The sequence below is a fragment of the Candidatus Eisenbacteria bacterium genome, assembly GCA_030017955.1.
Classification (GTDB): domain Bacteria; phylum Eisenbacteria; class RBG-16-71-46; order JASEGR01; family JASEGR01; genus JASEGR01.
Genome location: JASEGR010000065.1, coordinates 1 through 14,771, shown reverse-complemented (window position 1 = coordinate 14,771; position 14,771 = coordinate 1). Strand labels below are relative to the sequence as shown.

General features: G+C 52.5%; 12 protein-coding genes. All 12 read left to right on the top strand.

The window, feature by feature from the left end; translation table 11 throughout:
* The first annotated feature begins 385 nt into the window (after positions 1-385).
* Positions 386-577, top strand: a complete 192-nt coding sequence (gene secE, locus QME66_10230) for a preprotein translocase subunit SecE (protein ID MDI6809343.1) — start codon at positions 386-388, stop codon at positions 575-577.
* Positions 578-648: 71 nt separating this feature from the next.
* A complete protein-coding gene (gene nusG / locus QME66_10225; protein ID MDI6809342.1) occupies positions 649-1,173 on the top strand; it encodes a transcription termination/antitermination protein NusG in 525 nt (174 codons plus the stop codon).
* Between the two features lie 9 nt (positions 1,174-1,182).
* Positions 1,183-1,608: a 50S ribosomal protein L11 gene (rplK, locus tag QME66_10220; protein ID MDI6809341.1), complete on the top strand. Its 426-nt coding sequence runs from the start codon at positions 1,183-1,185 to the stop codon at positions 1,606-1,608.
* Positions 1,609-1,624: 16 nt separating this feature from the next.
* A complete protein-coding gene (gene rplA, locus QME66_10215; protein ID MDI6809340.1) occupies positions 1,625-2,323 on the top strand; it encodes a 50S ribosomal protein L1 in 699 nt (232 codons plus the stop codon).
* Between the two features lie 32 nt (positions 2,324-2,355).
* A complete protein-coding gene (gene rplJ / locus QME66_10210; GenBank protein ID MDI6809339.1) occupies positions 2,356-2,991 on the top strand; it encodes a 50S ribosomal protein L10 in 636 nt (211 codons plus the stop codon).
* Positions 2,992-3,058: 67 nt separating this feature from the next.
* On the top strand, positions 3,059-3,460 hold the full coding sequence (rplL, locus tag QME66_10205; protein MDI6809338.1) for a 50S ribosomal protein L7/L12: 402 nt from the start codon (positions 3,059-3,061) through the stop codon (positions 3,458-3,460).
* A gap of 95 nt (positions 3,461-3,555) precedes the next feature.
* Positions 3,556-7,410, top strand: coding sequence for a DNA-directed RNA polymerase subunit beta (gene rpoB, locus QME66_10200; GenBank protein ID MDI6809337.1), 3,855 nt, complete (start codon positions 3,556-3,558; stop codon positions 7,408-7,410).
* A gap of 85 nt (positions 7,411-7,495) precedes the next feature.
* Positions 7,496-11,575, top strand: coding sequence for a DNA-directed RNA polymerase subunit beta' (rpoC, locus tag QME66_10195; GenBank protein ID MDI6809336.1), 4,080 nt, complete (start codon positions 7,496-7,498; stop codon positions 11,573-11,575).
* A 55-nt stretch (positions 11,576-11,630) separates the two neighbouring features.
* Positions 11,631-12,008, top strand: coding sequence for a 30S ribosomal protein S12 (gene rpsL / locus QME66_10190; protein ID MDI6809335.1), 378 nt, complete (start codon positions 11,631-11,633; stop codon positions 12,006-12,008).
* 15 nt (positions 12,009-12,023) lie between these two features.
* Positions 12,024-12,494 carry a 30S ribosomal protein S7 gene (gene rpsG, locus QME66_10185; protein MDI6809334.1) on the top strand — a complete coding sequence of 157 codons (471 nt, stop codon included), beginning with the start codon at positions 12,024-12,026 and terminating at the stop codon, positions 12,492-12,494.
* Positions 12,495-12,518: 24 nt separating this feature from the next.
* On the top strand, positions 12,519-14,597 hold the full coding sequence (fusA, locus tag QME66_10180; GenBank protein ID MDI6809333.1) for an elongation factor G: 2,079 nt from the start codon (positions 12,519-12,521) through the stop codon (positions 14,595-14,597).
* A gap of 3 nt (positions 14,598-14,600) precedes the next feature.
* On the top strand, positions 14,601-14,771 hold a 171-nt coding region (locus QME66_10175), incomplete at its 3' end, for a GTP-binding protein (protein ID MDI6809332.1).

Genomic DNA, 14,771 nt, shown 5'->3' with positions numbered 1-14,771 from the left:
GGCGGAGAACTCGGAAGAGTTCGGGGGAGAAGAAATCCCTCCAGGCCTGCCAAGTGTATTTTGAATCAGGCAGAGCTAGAGGGATTTGAAGCCGACCCGAGCGCCTCCTGTGGAGGAAGAGCGACCAGAGGGAGCGTCAGAGAGTAGCTCGCTTGGGCGAGCTGAAGGAGTTTGAGGGAGAACTCTCCCTCATGCTTTGGGGGTGACAGCGAGCCCGCAGGGCAAGCGCAAGAGGGGCGAAGCCCCTATTGAGAGCCGCAGGCGATGCGGAGGGCTTCGGCGGAGAACTCGGAAGAGTTCGGGGGAGAAGAAATCCCTCCAGGCCTGCCAAGTATCCGGGCCTGCAACGAAGTGTTTTTAGATGTGCGCCAGGGGAGAGACATAGATGGGAATCGTTCAAAGAACGACCGAGTTCCTCAAGGAAGTAAGGGTTGAATCGGCAAAGGTGACCTGGCCCAGCAGGAAGGCGCTCAGGGAATCCACGGTCGTTGTGATCGTAGCGGTGACCTTTATCGGAGTCTTCACCGGCGCCGTCGACAGAATACTCTCGATGTTTCTCGGATTCATTATCAGGTGACCGGTGCGAACAAGATCGGAGTGTCCGCAGGCAGCAGTCATAAATGTGTTCTGACGGTTTAGGGGTCTGAAATGCCAAAAGCATGGTACGTGGTCCATACGTATTCGGGGCACGAGAACAAGGTAAGGGAAAGTCTCGACAAGGCAATCAAGTCTCAAAGTCTCGAGGATTACTTTGGCCAGATAGTCGTTGCTACCGAGAAGCACGCCGAGATGAGAAACGGCAAGAGAATGACCGTGGAGCGGAAGACGTTTCCAAGCTACGTGCTTATCGAGATGGAGCTGAACGATGACACGAGAGGCCTCGTCACCGGCATCCCGGGAGTGACAAGATTTCTTTCCACCGGGACCAGACCTTCTGAACTCCGGGAACCCGATGTGAAAAGAGTTCTGGGACAGATGGATTCTTCGAAGGCCACCGCAGAGGTGCCTTTCAAGCTCGGTGAGCACGTAAGAGTCGTTGACGGTCCGTTTTCGAATTTCACGGGCGTCGTTGATGAGATAAATGCCGAGAGGGGAAAGCTCAAAGTCATGGTGAGTATTTTCGGGCGTGGGACGCCCGTTGAGCTCGACTTCCTCCAGGTGAAACCGATCTGAGGTGACGTCATGGCTAAGACTGTAACGGCAACGGTGAAATTTCAAGTCCCTGCCGGGAATGCGACTCCTGCTCCACCTGTAGGGCCGGCGCTGGGGCAGTACGGAATAAACATAATGGAGTTCTGCAAGGCATTCAATGCAAGGACTGCGAACCAGCCGGGACTCATAATCCCCGTTGTGATCACAATCTATCAGGACAAATCGTTCACGTTTGTCACGAAGACTCCTCCTGCTTCGGTTCTCCTGAAGAGGGCGGCCGGGATTGCAAAGGCATCCGGCGAACCGAACAAAACCAAAGTGGGCAAAGTCACGATGGCCCAGGTGAAGGAGATTGCCGAGCTGAAGAAAGTTGACTTGAACGCGAACGATATCGGGAAGGCAGCAAACATGATAAAGGGGACTGCGAGAAGCATGGGCATAGAGGTCGAGGAATAACTCAGGCGGACAGAATATGAAAACGGGAAAGCGGTTCAGAAAACTGGAAGAGATAGTCAGCAGTGAGCCGGTGGGTCTTGAAGAAGCCGTTGAGGCAGTCAAGAAGACTGCCACAGCCAAATTTGATGAGACGGTTGAACTTGCTGCAAGACTCGGCGTGGATCCGAAACACTCCGAGCAGCTTGTCAGAGGGACGGTCGTCCTTCCATTCGGCACGGGAAAATCGGTGAAGGTGCTTGTCATCACGAAGGGCGAAAAAGAGAAAGAGGCGCTCGAAGTCGGAGCCGATTTTGTGGGCGGCTCTGAGTATGTCAAGAAGATCCAGGACGGGTGGCTTGAGGCAGAAAAAATAGTCGCGACTCCGGACATGATGGGTGAGGTCGGGAAACTCGGGAAGATACTCGGCCCGAGGGGACTGATGCCCAACCCCAAGAGCGGAACAGTCACCTTTGATGTTGCAAAGGCAGTGAAGGATCTGAAATCGGGGAAAGTCGAGTTCAGGGTAGACAAAGGAGGAAACGTTCATGTTCCAGTAGGCAAGGCCTCCTTTGACAAACAGAAACTCGTTGAGAATATAAAAACACTGGTCAGAGAATTGGTTCGTGCAAAGCCTGCTGCGGCCAAGGGCCAGTACCTTAAGAAAGTCAAGCTCAGTACAACGATGGGACCGGGGATAACGTTAGACACTCAATCTGTCCTTCAGATGTTCAAGTAGGAAGTTACTGACAAAGAGGGGCAAGGGAAACAATGCCGTCAAAAACTCAAAAGGTAGAGAGAGTAGATTTCCTGGCAAAGAAACTATCTTCATCCAAAGGAGTCTATCTTACCGACTTCACCGGGATGGATGTGGATACTGTTTCGCTTCTTCGCCGGAAGCTGAAGGAAGTGGATGCAGAGTACCTTGTGGTGAAAAACACTCTGGCCCGCCTTGCAGCCAAGCAGGAAGGGCTTGACCTTCTCACTCCGCACTTCGAAGGTCCCACCGGACTTGCGATCGCAAACAAGGACGAGCTCAGCCCGGCCAGGATTCTTGCGGCTTTCCGCAGGGAGCATGATACCCCTCGCCTGAAACTTGCGCTTGTCGAGGGAACTATTGTCGGAGAGAAGCAGATTGGTGTACTGGCCGGTCTTCCGGCCAAGGATGTGCTTTTTGGCCAGGTGGCCGGCGCTCTGAAGAAGCCAATGTTTGTCCTTGGTTTCTATCTTCAGACCGCTGTCAGACAGCTTCTTGTCGGCCTGGACTCGCTGGCCAAGAAAAAGGAAGCAGCAGGGCCGGAGACCGGCGTGCAAGAGACAAAGCAAGAGACAAAGAATGAGAGTGATGCATCCAATTCACAGAGCCAACCCCCGGAGGTGAAAGATGACACCAGTGAACAAAACTAGTACGAAGAAGGAAACGGTGAAGAAGAAGGCTTCTGACCATGATGAAGCAGCAGGGACAACCGGAACTATGGAGGGAGATGTGGAGGCTTCGAACGTTGAAAGAGTAATCGGGTATCTCGAGAAGATGACTCTTCTCGAAGTGAACGATCTTGTGAAAAAAATGGAAGAGAAGTTCGGAATTTCGGCATCCATGCCGATGATGGCTGCCGCTGCTCCCGCCGCCGGTGCCGCGCAGGCCGCAGCTCCAGCGGAAGAGCAAACTGAATTTGACGTCGTCCTGACCGTTGCGGGTGAGAAAAAACTCCACGTAATAAAGGAGGTCCGCACGATAACGGGACTTCCTCTCAAAGAGGCAAAGGACCTGGTTGAGGGAGCGCCGAAGGTGGTCAAGGAAAAGGCATCGAAGGGTGAAGCGACTGAGATCAAGACCAAGCTCGAGGCCGTGGGCGCAACCGTTGAGATTAAGTAACAGAGCCGAGAGGGCTTACGGCGTGCTTTCTTCGCGGAACACGGACGTCCGGTGAAGCTTCATGAAACGATACTCAACCCAAAGAGGTGAGTGACTTGAAGTTGAAGAGGAAGGAAAGAACGAGCTTTTCCACGAGCGAGGACATCCAGCTTGTCGAAGTTCCTAACCTGCTGGATATCCAGCTTGAGTCTTTCAAGAGCTTTCTCCAGGCCAAGGTCGACCCTTCGAGGAGGGATAACGTAGGCCTTCAGGAAGTGTTCAACAACATCTTCCCCATTGCTGATACGCGAGAGATGTACTCTCTCGAATTCGTTAGCTACGACCTGGGAGAGCCAAAGTATTCGGTTGAGGAATGCCAGGAAAGAGACCTCACATTCTCCGTTCCGCTCAAAGCAACGTTGAGACTGAGAATCAAGGAGGTTGCGGGCGGTGAGAAGAGGGACAAGGAGATCATGGAGCAGGAGGTATACCTCGGTGAGCTCCCCATGATCACCAGGAACGGGACCTTCATAATAAACGGGGCTGAAAGAGTGATAGTGAGTCAGCTCCACAGGTCTCCGGGAGTTTTCTTTGAAGAAGCAACTCATCCCAGTGGAAAGAAACTCTACTCGGCGAGGATCATTCCTTACAGAGGATCATGGGTGGAGTTCAGCGTCGACGCCAATGACATTATGTACTTTCACATAGATAAGAAAAGGAAGCAGCCGATCGCAATCCTTCTCAAAGCCCTTGGTTACGTTTCAGACAAGGAAATCCTTGAACTTTTCTATGACGTGAAGCGTGCCGAGATAAGTTCATCAAAGGCAAAGAGGCAGGAGCTTGCGGGTCTGATTTCCGCCGAGAATGTCGTCAGAAAAGACACGGGGGAGGTAGTCCTTGAGGCAAACGAGGAGCTCACTGAAGCCAGGCTGGATGAGCTCAGGAAGTCAGGGAATACGCATATAAAGTATTTTGAAATACCTGCAAGAGATGAAGTGGACATGATCAGAAACACCTTGCGGAAGGATACGACCAGGACCCAGGAGGACGCTCTCTCCAGGATATACTGTCTCATAAGACCCGGCGAAACTCCGCGTCCCGACACAGCCAGAGACATAGTCAAGAAGCTTTTCTTCAATCCCAAGCGATACGACCTGGCAAAGGTGGGCCGGTACAAGCTCAATCAGAAATTGCTCCACGAGTCTATACTCGGTGACAAGCTGCGCAAGAAATCTCTGGGACTCGAGCCGCCTTCCGACGACAAGAACACGCTGTGCAAAGAAGATTTCATTTCGATCATCAAGTACCTGATGCTTCTGAGACTCTCCGGTTCGATCAGGGTTGGCGGGGAGGAGATCCTTGCGACCACGGACGACATCGACCATCTGGGAAACAGAAGAGTCCGCTCTGTCGGCGAGCTGCTTGCAAACCAGTTCAATATCGGCCTTGCGAGGATGGCAAGAATAATCAGGGAAAGGATGAGTCTCCAGGAGCCGGAGGCGATGACCCCTGCGGATCTCGTGAACGCAAGGACGATCTCGGCAGTAATACAAAGCTTCTTCGGAAGCAGCCAGCTTTCGCAGTTCATGGATCAAACAAATCCTCTTGCTGAGTTGACTCACAAGAGGCGTCTGAGCGCCCTGGGTCCGGGTGGATTGTCCAGGGACAGGGCAGGTTTTGAAGTGAGGGACGTCCACTACACTCATTACGGCCGGATATGCCCCATCGAGACACCCGAGGGGCCGAACATAGGACTCATATCTTCACTCAGCACCTACGCCAGGGTCAACGAGCTTGGTTTTCTCGAAACGCCTTACTGGAAAGTGAAGAACGGGGCAGTTGACAAGAAGGAGCTTGTCTTTCTCTCAGCGGATGAGGAAGACAGGCACAGGATAGCCCAGGCGAATGCACCATTGGACAAGAGAGGAAAACTTCTTCTGGACAGAAACCCCGTGAGGTATAGAGGAGAATTTCCAGAGGTTGCGCCCGACGAGGTTGAATTCATGGATGTCTCGCCCATGCAGCTTGTGAGTCCCGCAGCGGCCCTCATTCCCTTCCTTGAGCATGACGACGCGAACAGGGCTTTGATGGGTTCCAACATGCAGAGACAGGCGGTGCCGCTTCTTGTGCCGGAACCGCCTCTTATCGGGACCGGACTTGAGGAAAAGGTTGCCGAAGATTCGGGTGCACTTATCATCTCCAGCACCAGCGGAGTTGTGGAATCGGTCTCCGGCGACATGATAGTGATAAGGCCGGACGGGGTGAAGGAGGGCTCAGATTTCGGAGACATGGAGATATACAACCTCCTCAAATTCAAGAGATCGAATCAGGACACAAGCATTAATCAAAGACCGCTTGTGAAGGAAGGTGAGACGGTAAGAAGGGGGCAGGTGATCGCCGATGGTGCCGCGACCCGGGATGGAGAACTCGCCCTCGGGACAAACACCCTCGTCGCATTCATGCCGTGGGGCGGCTACAACTTCGAGGACGCAATCCTTGTCAGCGAACGGCTCCTGAAGGGCGACAAGTTTACGTCGGTGCACATCGAGGAGTTTGAGCTCCAGGTAAGAGACACTAAAAGAGGTGTGGAGGAAGTAACCCGTGAAATTCCGAATGTGAGCGAGGATGTCACGAAGAACCTTGACGAAGAGGGAATCGTGATGATCGGGGCCAAGGTCAAGGCCGGGGACATCCTTGTCGGCAAGGTAACTCCGAAGGGAGAAATCGAGCATTCCCCGGAGGAAAGGCTCCTAAGGGCAATCTTCGGCGAGAAGGCGGGTGACGTAAGGGACGCTTCGCTCAAGGCTCCTCCTGGAATGGATGGGATTGTAACGGAGATAAAGGTCTTTTCGAGGCGCGAGAAGAACGAGTCCTCCAAGAAGCAAGAGAAAAAGGAAATGGAGAGGCTCAAGCGTCTTACAAGGAAAGAGAAACAGAGGGTTGTCGAGATCAGGAACAGAGAGCTCGCTGACATTCTGGCCGGTAGGACGGCAAGAAAGGTGATCTCGGCCAGGACGGGGAGGACGGTCATTCAGGAAGGAAGAAAGATCACTCCCCAGCTTATCGACAAGATTGAGTTCGCCGAACTTGCCTGGGGCACGCCGATTGTCAGGGATTCAAGAACGAACGAGAAGATATGGGACAGGATACAATCTGCCCTTGCCAGCATGGAGAGGGTGGAAAAGCAGCTCGAGAAGGACATCGAGAAGGTTCAGCGCGGAGACGAGCTTCCTCCCGGAGTGGTCAAGCTTGTCAAGGTGTTCGTGGCAAAGAAGAGGAAGCTTTCGGTAGGAGACAAGATTGCCGGAAGACACGGCAATAAGGGAGTGGTGGCAAAGATACTTCCCGAAGAAGACATGCCCTACCTTGCCGACGGCACTGATGTTGACATCGTCCTCAATCCTCTTGGAGTTCCATCAAGAATGAATCTGGGACAGGTTCTTGAAACGCACCTGGGCTGGGCTGCTGAAAAACTCGGGATGAAGGTTTCTTCGCCGGTCTTTGCCGGAGCCACTGTGGACATGATCAAAGCCACTTTGAAAGACGCCGAACTTCCGGAAGATGGTAAGGCCGTTCTCTATGACGGGAGAACAGGAGACCCATTCGACCATAGAGTCACTGTCGGCTTCATCTACACGATGAAGCTTTCTCATCTGGTTGACGACAAGATGCATGCCAGATCGATAGGACCGTACTCACTTGTCACGCAGCAGCCTCTTGGAGGTAAGGCGCAGTTCGGCGGTCAGAGATTTGGGGAAATGGAGGTGTGGGCGCTTGAAGCATACGGCGCCGCTTACACGCTGCAGGAACTTCTTACAGTGAAGTCTGATGATGTCAGCGGACGGTCTCGCATTTACGAAGCAATAGTGAAGGGAGAAAACCCACCCGAACCTGGAATTCCAGAGTCTTTTAACGTGCTTGTGAAAGAACTTCAGGGTCTTTGTCTGGATGTCCAATTTGAGGGGAACTAACGCTTAGAGGGGCTTTCCACCCAAGGAGTGTGAGGAAATGCAGGAAAGTCTTGGACTTAAAGGTTTCATAATGCCCGGCGGAAGGATGAGTCTGACCAGAGGCGAAGAAAGAGAGCCCGGGAGGAAGCTCAGCTTCAACGCCATCCGTATTCAATTGGCTTCTCCTGAGGTGATAAGGAGTTGGTCCCACGGAGAAGTCCTGAAACCTGAGACCATCAACTATCGTTCCTTCAAACCGGAGAAAGACGGGCTTTTCTGCGAGCGGATCTTCGGTCCGGTGAAAGACTGGGAATGCAGCTGCGGGAAATACAAGAGAATTCGCTATCGCGGAGTCATATGCGATAGGTGCGGGGTTGAAGTCACGCAGTCCAAAGTACGGCGGGAACGGCTCGGACACATCGAGCTCGCAGTTCCGGTTTCCCATATCTGGTATTTCAAAAGCGTGCCTTCCCGGATAGGGCATTTGCTTGACATGTCAATAAGGGACCTCGAGAGAATCCTCTACTACGAGTCCTTTGTCGTGATCGATCCCGGGAAGACCAGCTTCAGAAAGAAAGAGCTCATTTCTGAGGAAGAGTTCTATGAGGCGGTTTTGACCCCTGACCTTGGTCTCGTTGCAAAGATGGGAGGCGAGGCCATTAGGGATCTTCTCTGCCAGATTGATCTTGAGGAGCTTTCGGCTGAGCTCAGGGCTCAATCAAGGATCGAAACTTCTCTTCAGAGGAAAAGAGAAACTCTCAAGAGATTGAGGATAGTGGAGGCATTCAGGCAGAGCGGGAACAGGCCCGAGTGGATGATTCTCGGAGTTGTTCCGGTGCTGCCGCCGGAGTTGAGGCCGCTTGTGCCGCTCGAAGGCGGAAGGTTTGCGACTTCAGATTTGAACGATCTATACAGAAGAGTCATAAACAGGAATAACCGCCTGAAGAAGCTCGTTGAGATCAAAGCTCCTGAGGTGATCCTGAGAAACGAGAAGAGAATGCTTCAGGAAGCAGTGGATGCGCTTTTCGATAACGGCAGAAGGACAAGAGCTGTTCGGGGTCAGGGCAACAGGCCGCTTAAGTCCCTCAGCGACATGATGAAGGGAAAACAGGGGCGTTTCAGACAGAATCTTCTCGGAAAAAGGGTTGACTACTCCGGCCGCTCCGTGATTGTCGTCGGACCCGAGCTGAAACTGAATCAGTGCGGAATCCCGAAGATGATGGCTCTCGAGCTCTTCAAACCTTTCATAATAAGAAGGCTTGAGGACAAGGGATTCGTTCAAACGGTGAAGGGTGCAAAGAGATTGCTTGAGAGAGAAAAGCCCGAGATATGGGACATCCTCGGAGAGATAATCAAAGATCACCCGGTTCTTCTGAACAGGGCGCCCACTCTGCACAGACTTGGCGTCCAGGCATTCGAACCGGTGCTGGTTGAGGGAAAGGCAATAAAGATACATCCTCTTGTCTGTGCCGCATTCAATGCGGATTTCGACGGAGATCAGATGGCGGTGCATGTTCCGCTTTCATTCGAAGCTCAGATTGAGACAGCCCAACTGATGCTTGCGCCCCATAACATACTTTCCCCCGCGAATGGAAAGCCGATAGCGACGCCAAGCCAGGACATAGTTCTGGGATGTCACTACCTCACGAAGGACAAACGCGGGAGTGGCGATGAGGCGAAAACCAAGCTCTTCGCCGACCTGAGAGAAGTGAGGGCGGCCTATGATCGCGGTGCGATCGGACTCCACGACAACATAAGGCTCTCGCTGAACGGGAAGAGGATCGTTACGACCGTGGGACGTTCTCTTTTCAACGACATTGTTCCATCAGGTCTTGATTTTGTTAACAAGGAGCTCGACAAGAAAGCTCTTGAAGAGCTGGTAGGCGAGTGCTACAGGAAGCTCGGCGTTGAGGTGACTGCCGCGTTCCTTGACGACCTGAAGGATCTCGGGTTCGAGTATGCAACGAAGGCAGGCATCACTGTAGGAATAGATGACATAGTCATCCCTGTCGAGAAAAGCGCAATACTTGATAAGGCGAGGAGGGATGTTGACAAGATAAGGCAGCTATACAGAAAAACTGTAATTACTGACGGTGAGAGATACAACAAAGTGATTGATACATGGACGCATGCCACGACTGAGGTGGAAGAGGCAACGTTCAGCGGATTGAAGAAAGAGACAGAAGGCTTCAATCCGATCTTCATGATGGCCGAATCCGGTTCAAGGGGCAGTAAGGAGCAGATTAGGCAGCTTGCCGGAATGAGAGGCCTCATGGCGAAGCCCCAGAAGAAAATCACCGGTGGTCTTGGTGAAATCATTGAATCGCCTGTCACGAGGAACTTCAAGGAAGGGCTCACCGTTCTTGAGTACTTCATCTCCACCCACGGAGCAAGGAAGGGCTTGGCTGACACCGCCCTCAAGACCGCTGACGCAGGGTACCTCACGAGGAGGCTTGTTGATGTTGCCCAGGATGTGATCATTATCGAAGAGGACTGCGGGACCATTCTCGGTCTTGAAGTGGGCGCATTGAAAGAGGGCGAAGAAGTCATTGAGCCGCTTGCAGACCGTATTCTCGGGAGAGTCGCAGCAGAGGAAGTAACGAGCCCCCTGACCAACGAGGTTCTTCTTGAGGCCGGGGAAGAGATTACCGAGGATGCGGCGGAAGCCGTGGACGAGGGTGGAATCGAGAGGGTCAGGATTCGTTCGGTTCTCACGTGTGAATCGAAGCGTGGAGCGTGTATAAGATGCTACGGCAGAAATCTCGCCACCGGTAAGATGGTTGATATCGGCGAGGCAGTGGGGGTCGTGGCGGCCCAGAGCATCGGAGAACCTGGTACGCAGTTGACCTTGCGGACATTCCACATCGGCGGAACTGCTTCGAGAATCGTCGAACAGTCGAAGATAAGGGCCAAGTGCAAGGGATCGGTCAAGTTCAAGAACGTTGAGACCGTGACCTTCCCCGGAGGGATTGGCCTCGTAGTTCTGGGACACAAAGGGGAAATTCAGGTTCTCGATGAGTCAGGCAGGCTGAAACACAAACACAGTCCTCCCTACGGCGCAAGGCTGGTTGTGGAAGATGGCGCAAAGGTGGAGGAAGGGGCTGAGCTCTTCGAGTGGGACACCTATAATACTCCTATCCTTAGCGAACGGTCGGGCTTCACAAGACTGGGGGACGTTGAGGAGAAAAGGACGATTAGGGACGAGGTCGATGAGAATACGGGACTGAGACTTCTCGTCATAGTCGAAGACAAGATCAAACAGCTTCAGCCGCACGTTGACATCGTTGATTCCAAAGGGAAGAGAATGGCCCATTATCCTCTTCCAACTGGCGCGAGACTCGAGGTCCGTGACGGGCAGAAGGTTGAGGCAGGAACCACTCTTGCGAGAATAAGAAGAGAGATTTCGAAAACAAGAGACATAACCGGAGGCCTGCCGAGAGTCTCGGAGCTGTTTGAGGCGAGAAAACCCAAGGATCACGCAATTGTCAGTGAGGTTGACGGAAGAGCCGAGCTTGGTGAAGTGACAAGGGGCTTAAGAAGGATAACGATCAAGGGTGAGACCGGGGATGAGAGTGAGTATCAGATTCCGCAGGGAAGGCATCTCTATGTTCAAGACGGAGATGCTGTGAAAGCCGGCGAACGGCTGACCGAGGGGCCAATCAATCCCCATGATATCCTGCGAATAAAGGGAATAAAGGAAGTCCAGGAGTATCTTGTAAATGAGATTCAGGAGGTTTACAGGCTCCAGGGTGTGAGGATAGACGACAAGCACATCGAAGTCATAGTGAGGCAGATGCTGCAGAAGGTAAGGATTGACGACCCTGGAGACACGTCCTTCCTGGAAGGTGAGCAGGTTGACAAGATACAGCTCAAGGAGGAACAGGAAAGGGTTGTCAGTGATGGCGGACAGCCGGCCAGCTATGACCCTCTTCTTCTTGGGATAACCAGGGCCTCGCTTACGACGGAAGGATGGATCTCTGCGGCTTCGTTCCAGGAGACGACAAGGGTTTTGACCGAAGCTGCGATACACGGAGGCAGGGATGAGTTGAGGGGACTCAAAGAAAACGTCATAATAGGTCATCTTATTCCTGCCGGCACCGGGTTGAACAAGTACAGAAAGTTGAGGCTTGCGGACGAAATAGACTTTTCTCAGGCAAAAAAGGCAGCTGAGGCAAAAACCGCTTGACTTATGGCCCAAAAGGCCATAAATTTTAAGTTTTGTGCCACCGGAGGAGGAGATCTTGCCGACATTAAGTCAGCTCGTCAGAAAAGGCAGGGAGCAGGTTCAGAAAAAAACGGCGTCACCTGCGCTGAGAGAGTGCCCTCAGAAACGGGGTGTTTGTACCAGAGTGTACACAACAACGCCCAAGAAGCCGAACTCGGCTTTGAGAAAAGTAGCGCGAGTCAGACTCACGAACAGCATTGAAATAACCTGCTATATTCCTGGCGAGGGTCACAACCTTCAGGAGCATTCAATTGTGCTTGTGAGGGGCGGAAGAGTTAAAGACCTCCCCGGAGTCAGGTATCACATAATAAGAGGTACTCTCGATACCGGCGGAGTTGAAGGAAGAACTCAGAGCAGATCGAAGTACGGGACTAAAAGGAAGAAAGTTGCCTAGCGTGAGGTAAAGTTCGTGCCAAGAAAAAGAGTAGCAGCAAAAAAAGAGATTGGTGAAGACCCGCAGTTCAAAAGCGTTCTGATTTCAAAGCTTATAAGCGTCATCATGAGGCGGGGAAAGAAAAGCATCGCCAAGCGGATAGTCAGCGATTCGCTCAAGATAGTCCAGGAGAAGACCGGCCAGGACGGACTGTCCGTATTCAAGCAGGCTCTCAACAATGTCAAACCCATTGTTGAGGTGAAGTCCAGGCGTGTCGGAGGTGCCACCTATCAGGTGCCTGTCGAAGTCAGGGCCGATCGCAGGATAGCTCTGGGCTTGAGATGGCTCGTGGGCTTCTCGAAAAGCAGGCCGGACCACACGATGCAGGAGCGTCTGGCCGCCGAGATAATCGCAGCATCGAAGAACGAAGGGCCGGCGGTCAAGAAAAGAGAAGACACACACAAGATGGCTGAGGCCAACAAGGCTTTTGCCCACTACCGGTGGTAATGGGAATCACAGGAGGATTTGGTAGTGCCAAGAGAAAGCCCGTTGGCGAACACGAGGAATATCGGCATCATGGCTCACATAGATGCCGGAAAAACGACCGTCACCGAGAGGATTCTGTTCTACACGGGAAGGGTTCACCGAATGGGTGAGGTACACGACGGCGCCGCAACGATGGACTGGATGGAACAAGAGAGGGAGCGCGGCATTACGATTACTTCTGCTGCGACTACCTGCAGCTGGCGTGATCACAGGATAAACATAATTGATACGCCCGGCCACGTTGATTTCACCGTCGAGGTGGAGAGATCACTCAGAGTCCTGGATGGAGCCGTTGCGGTGTTCTGCGGAGTGGGTGGAGTTGAACCGCAATCTGAGACCGTGTGGCGTCAGGCTGACAAATACAGAATTCCACGGCTGGCTTTCATAAACAAGATGGACAGAATTGGGTCGGACTTCGAGGGCACGGTAACACAGATGAAAGAGAAACTCGGGTCGCTCGCCATCCCGATTCAGATCCCGGTCAACGTTGGTGACAATTTCGTGGGGATTATTGACCTTGTTGATGATGTCTTTGTCACCTACGAGGAAGACAGCCTGGGTTCGAATTTTTTCGAGCAGCCAATTCCGGGTGAGATGAAGAAAGAGACGGAAGCGAAGAAACACTCAATGATTGAGAAAGTTGCGGATTTTGATGAAGACCTTCTGGTTGAGTATCTCGATGAGGAAGAAATTTCCCCTGAGCTTATTAGAAAAGCGATAAGAAACGCAACAATCGGAGGCCATGTGGTTCCGGTGCTCTGCGGCGCTGCATTCAGAAACAAGGGGGTTCAGAAACTACTGGATGCGGTGGTTGACTACCTGCCGTCGCCGCTTGATATCGCGCCGGTGGATGGATTCGACATTGATACGCAGGAGAAGCTTCAGAGGAAGCACTCGGACAAAGATCCTTTTTCTGCACTCGTATTCAAGATTGCCAACGATCCTTTTGTGGGAAAGCTTGTCTATGTAAGAGTCTACTCGGGTGTTCTTGCTACGGGTCACATGATTCTCAATGCAAGGACAGGGCGGACTGAGAGAGTGGGCCGTCTGGTTCAAATGCATGCAAACAAGAGAGAGGAAATCTCCGAGGCCTATGCCGGTGAGATTGTGGGAGTCGTCGGCATGAGAAACGTCGTGACCGGCGACACTCTTTGCAGCAAGAAAGAGCCCATTGTCCTCGAATCGATACATTTCCCTGCGCCGGTAGTTTCGGTCGCCATCGAGCCAAAGACCAAGGCCGATGAGGAAAAACTCATGGTGGCGCTCGATAAACTTTCCGTTGAGGATCCGACCTTCAAAGTCAGAACCGAGCCTGAGACAGGACAGACACTGATTTCCGGGATGGGCGAGCTTCATCTCGAGATTCTCGTGGACAGGATGTTGAGAGAATTCTCTGTTGAGGCAAATATCGGAAGGCCTCAGGTTGCCTACAAGGAAACGATTACGGATGCGGCTGAGGCAAGAGGCAAGTTCATAAGACAGAGCGGCGGGAAGGGGCAGTACGGCGACGTTGTCTTGAAAGTGGAACCGTACACCGGCTCCGAAGGATTCCTCTTTGAAAGCAAGATTGCCGGCGGAGTCATACCAAGGGAATTCATCCCTGCAGTGCGTAAGGGTGTGCTGGATGCGCTTGAGAATGGAATTCTTGCAGGGTATCCAGTGATAAATGTCAAAGTGATGCTCATCGACGGAAGCTATCATGACGTTGATTCATCGGAAGTTGCTTTTCGGGTTGCAGGCTCGATGGCTTTCAAGGAGGCAGCCCGGAAGGCGGGGCCGAGACTTCTCGAACCCGTGATGGATGTCGAGGTGGTTATTCCTGAGGAATACGTCGGTGATGTGTCAGGAGATCTTTCCGGAAGAAGAGGGAGAATCGGCGGAATGTTTGTAAGAGGGAATGCTAAGGTTATTGCCGCAACCGTACCTCTCGCGGAAATGTTTGGCTACGCGACAAGGCTTCGCTCTCTCAGTCAGGGGAGAGGCGTTTTTACGATGCAGTTCGCAAGGTACGAACCCGTGTCGGCAGCTCTCGCAGACCAAATAGTTGCAAAAGTGAGGGGGTAAAAGATGGGAAAGCCTAGGTTTGAGCGTACGAAGCCGCATGTGAATATTGGTACGATAGGGCATGTGGATCATGGTAAGACGACGTTGACGAGTGCGATAACGATGTGTTTGAACAAGCGAGGATTAGCGGAGGTACGAACGTATGACAGTATAGATAATGCGCCTGAGGAGAAG

Excerpts from the sequence above, each read along its gene's own strand:
- secE (MDI6809343.1), top strand. The coding sequence starts at position 386 with ATGGGAATCGTTCAAAGAACGACCGAGTTCCTCAAGGAAGTAAGGGTT.
- nusG (MDI6809342.1), top strand. The coding sequence starts at position 649 with ATGCCAAAAGCATGGTACGTGGTCCATACGTATTCGGGGCACGAGAAC.
- rplK (MDI6809341.1), top strand. The coding sequence starts at position 1,183 with ATGGCTAAGACTGTAACGGCAACGGTGAAATTTCAAGTCCCTGCCGGG.
- rplA (MDI6809340.1), top strand. The coding sequence starts at position 1,625 with ATGAAAACGGGAAAGCGGTTCAGAAAACTGGAAGAGATAGTCAGCAGT.
- rplJ (MDI6809339.1), top strand. The coding sequence starts at position 2,356 with ATGCCGTCAAAAACTCAAAAGGTAGAGAGAGTAGATTTCCTGGCAAAG.
- rplL (MDI6809338.1), top strand. The coding sequence starts at position 3,059 with ATGGAGGGAGATGTGGAGGCTTCGAACGTTGAAAGAGTAATCGGGTAT.
- rpoC (MDI6809336.1), top strand. The coding sequence starts at position 7,496 with ATGAGTCTGACCAGAGGCGAAGAAAGAGAGCCCGGGAGGAAGCTCAGC.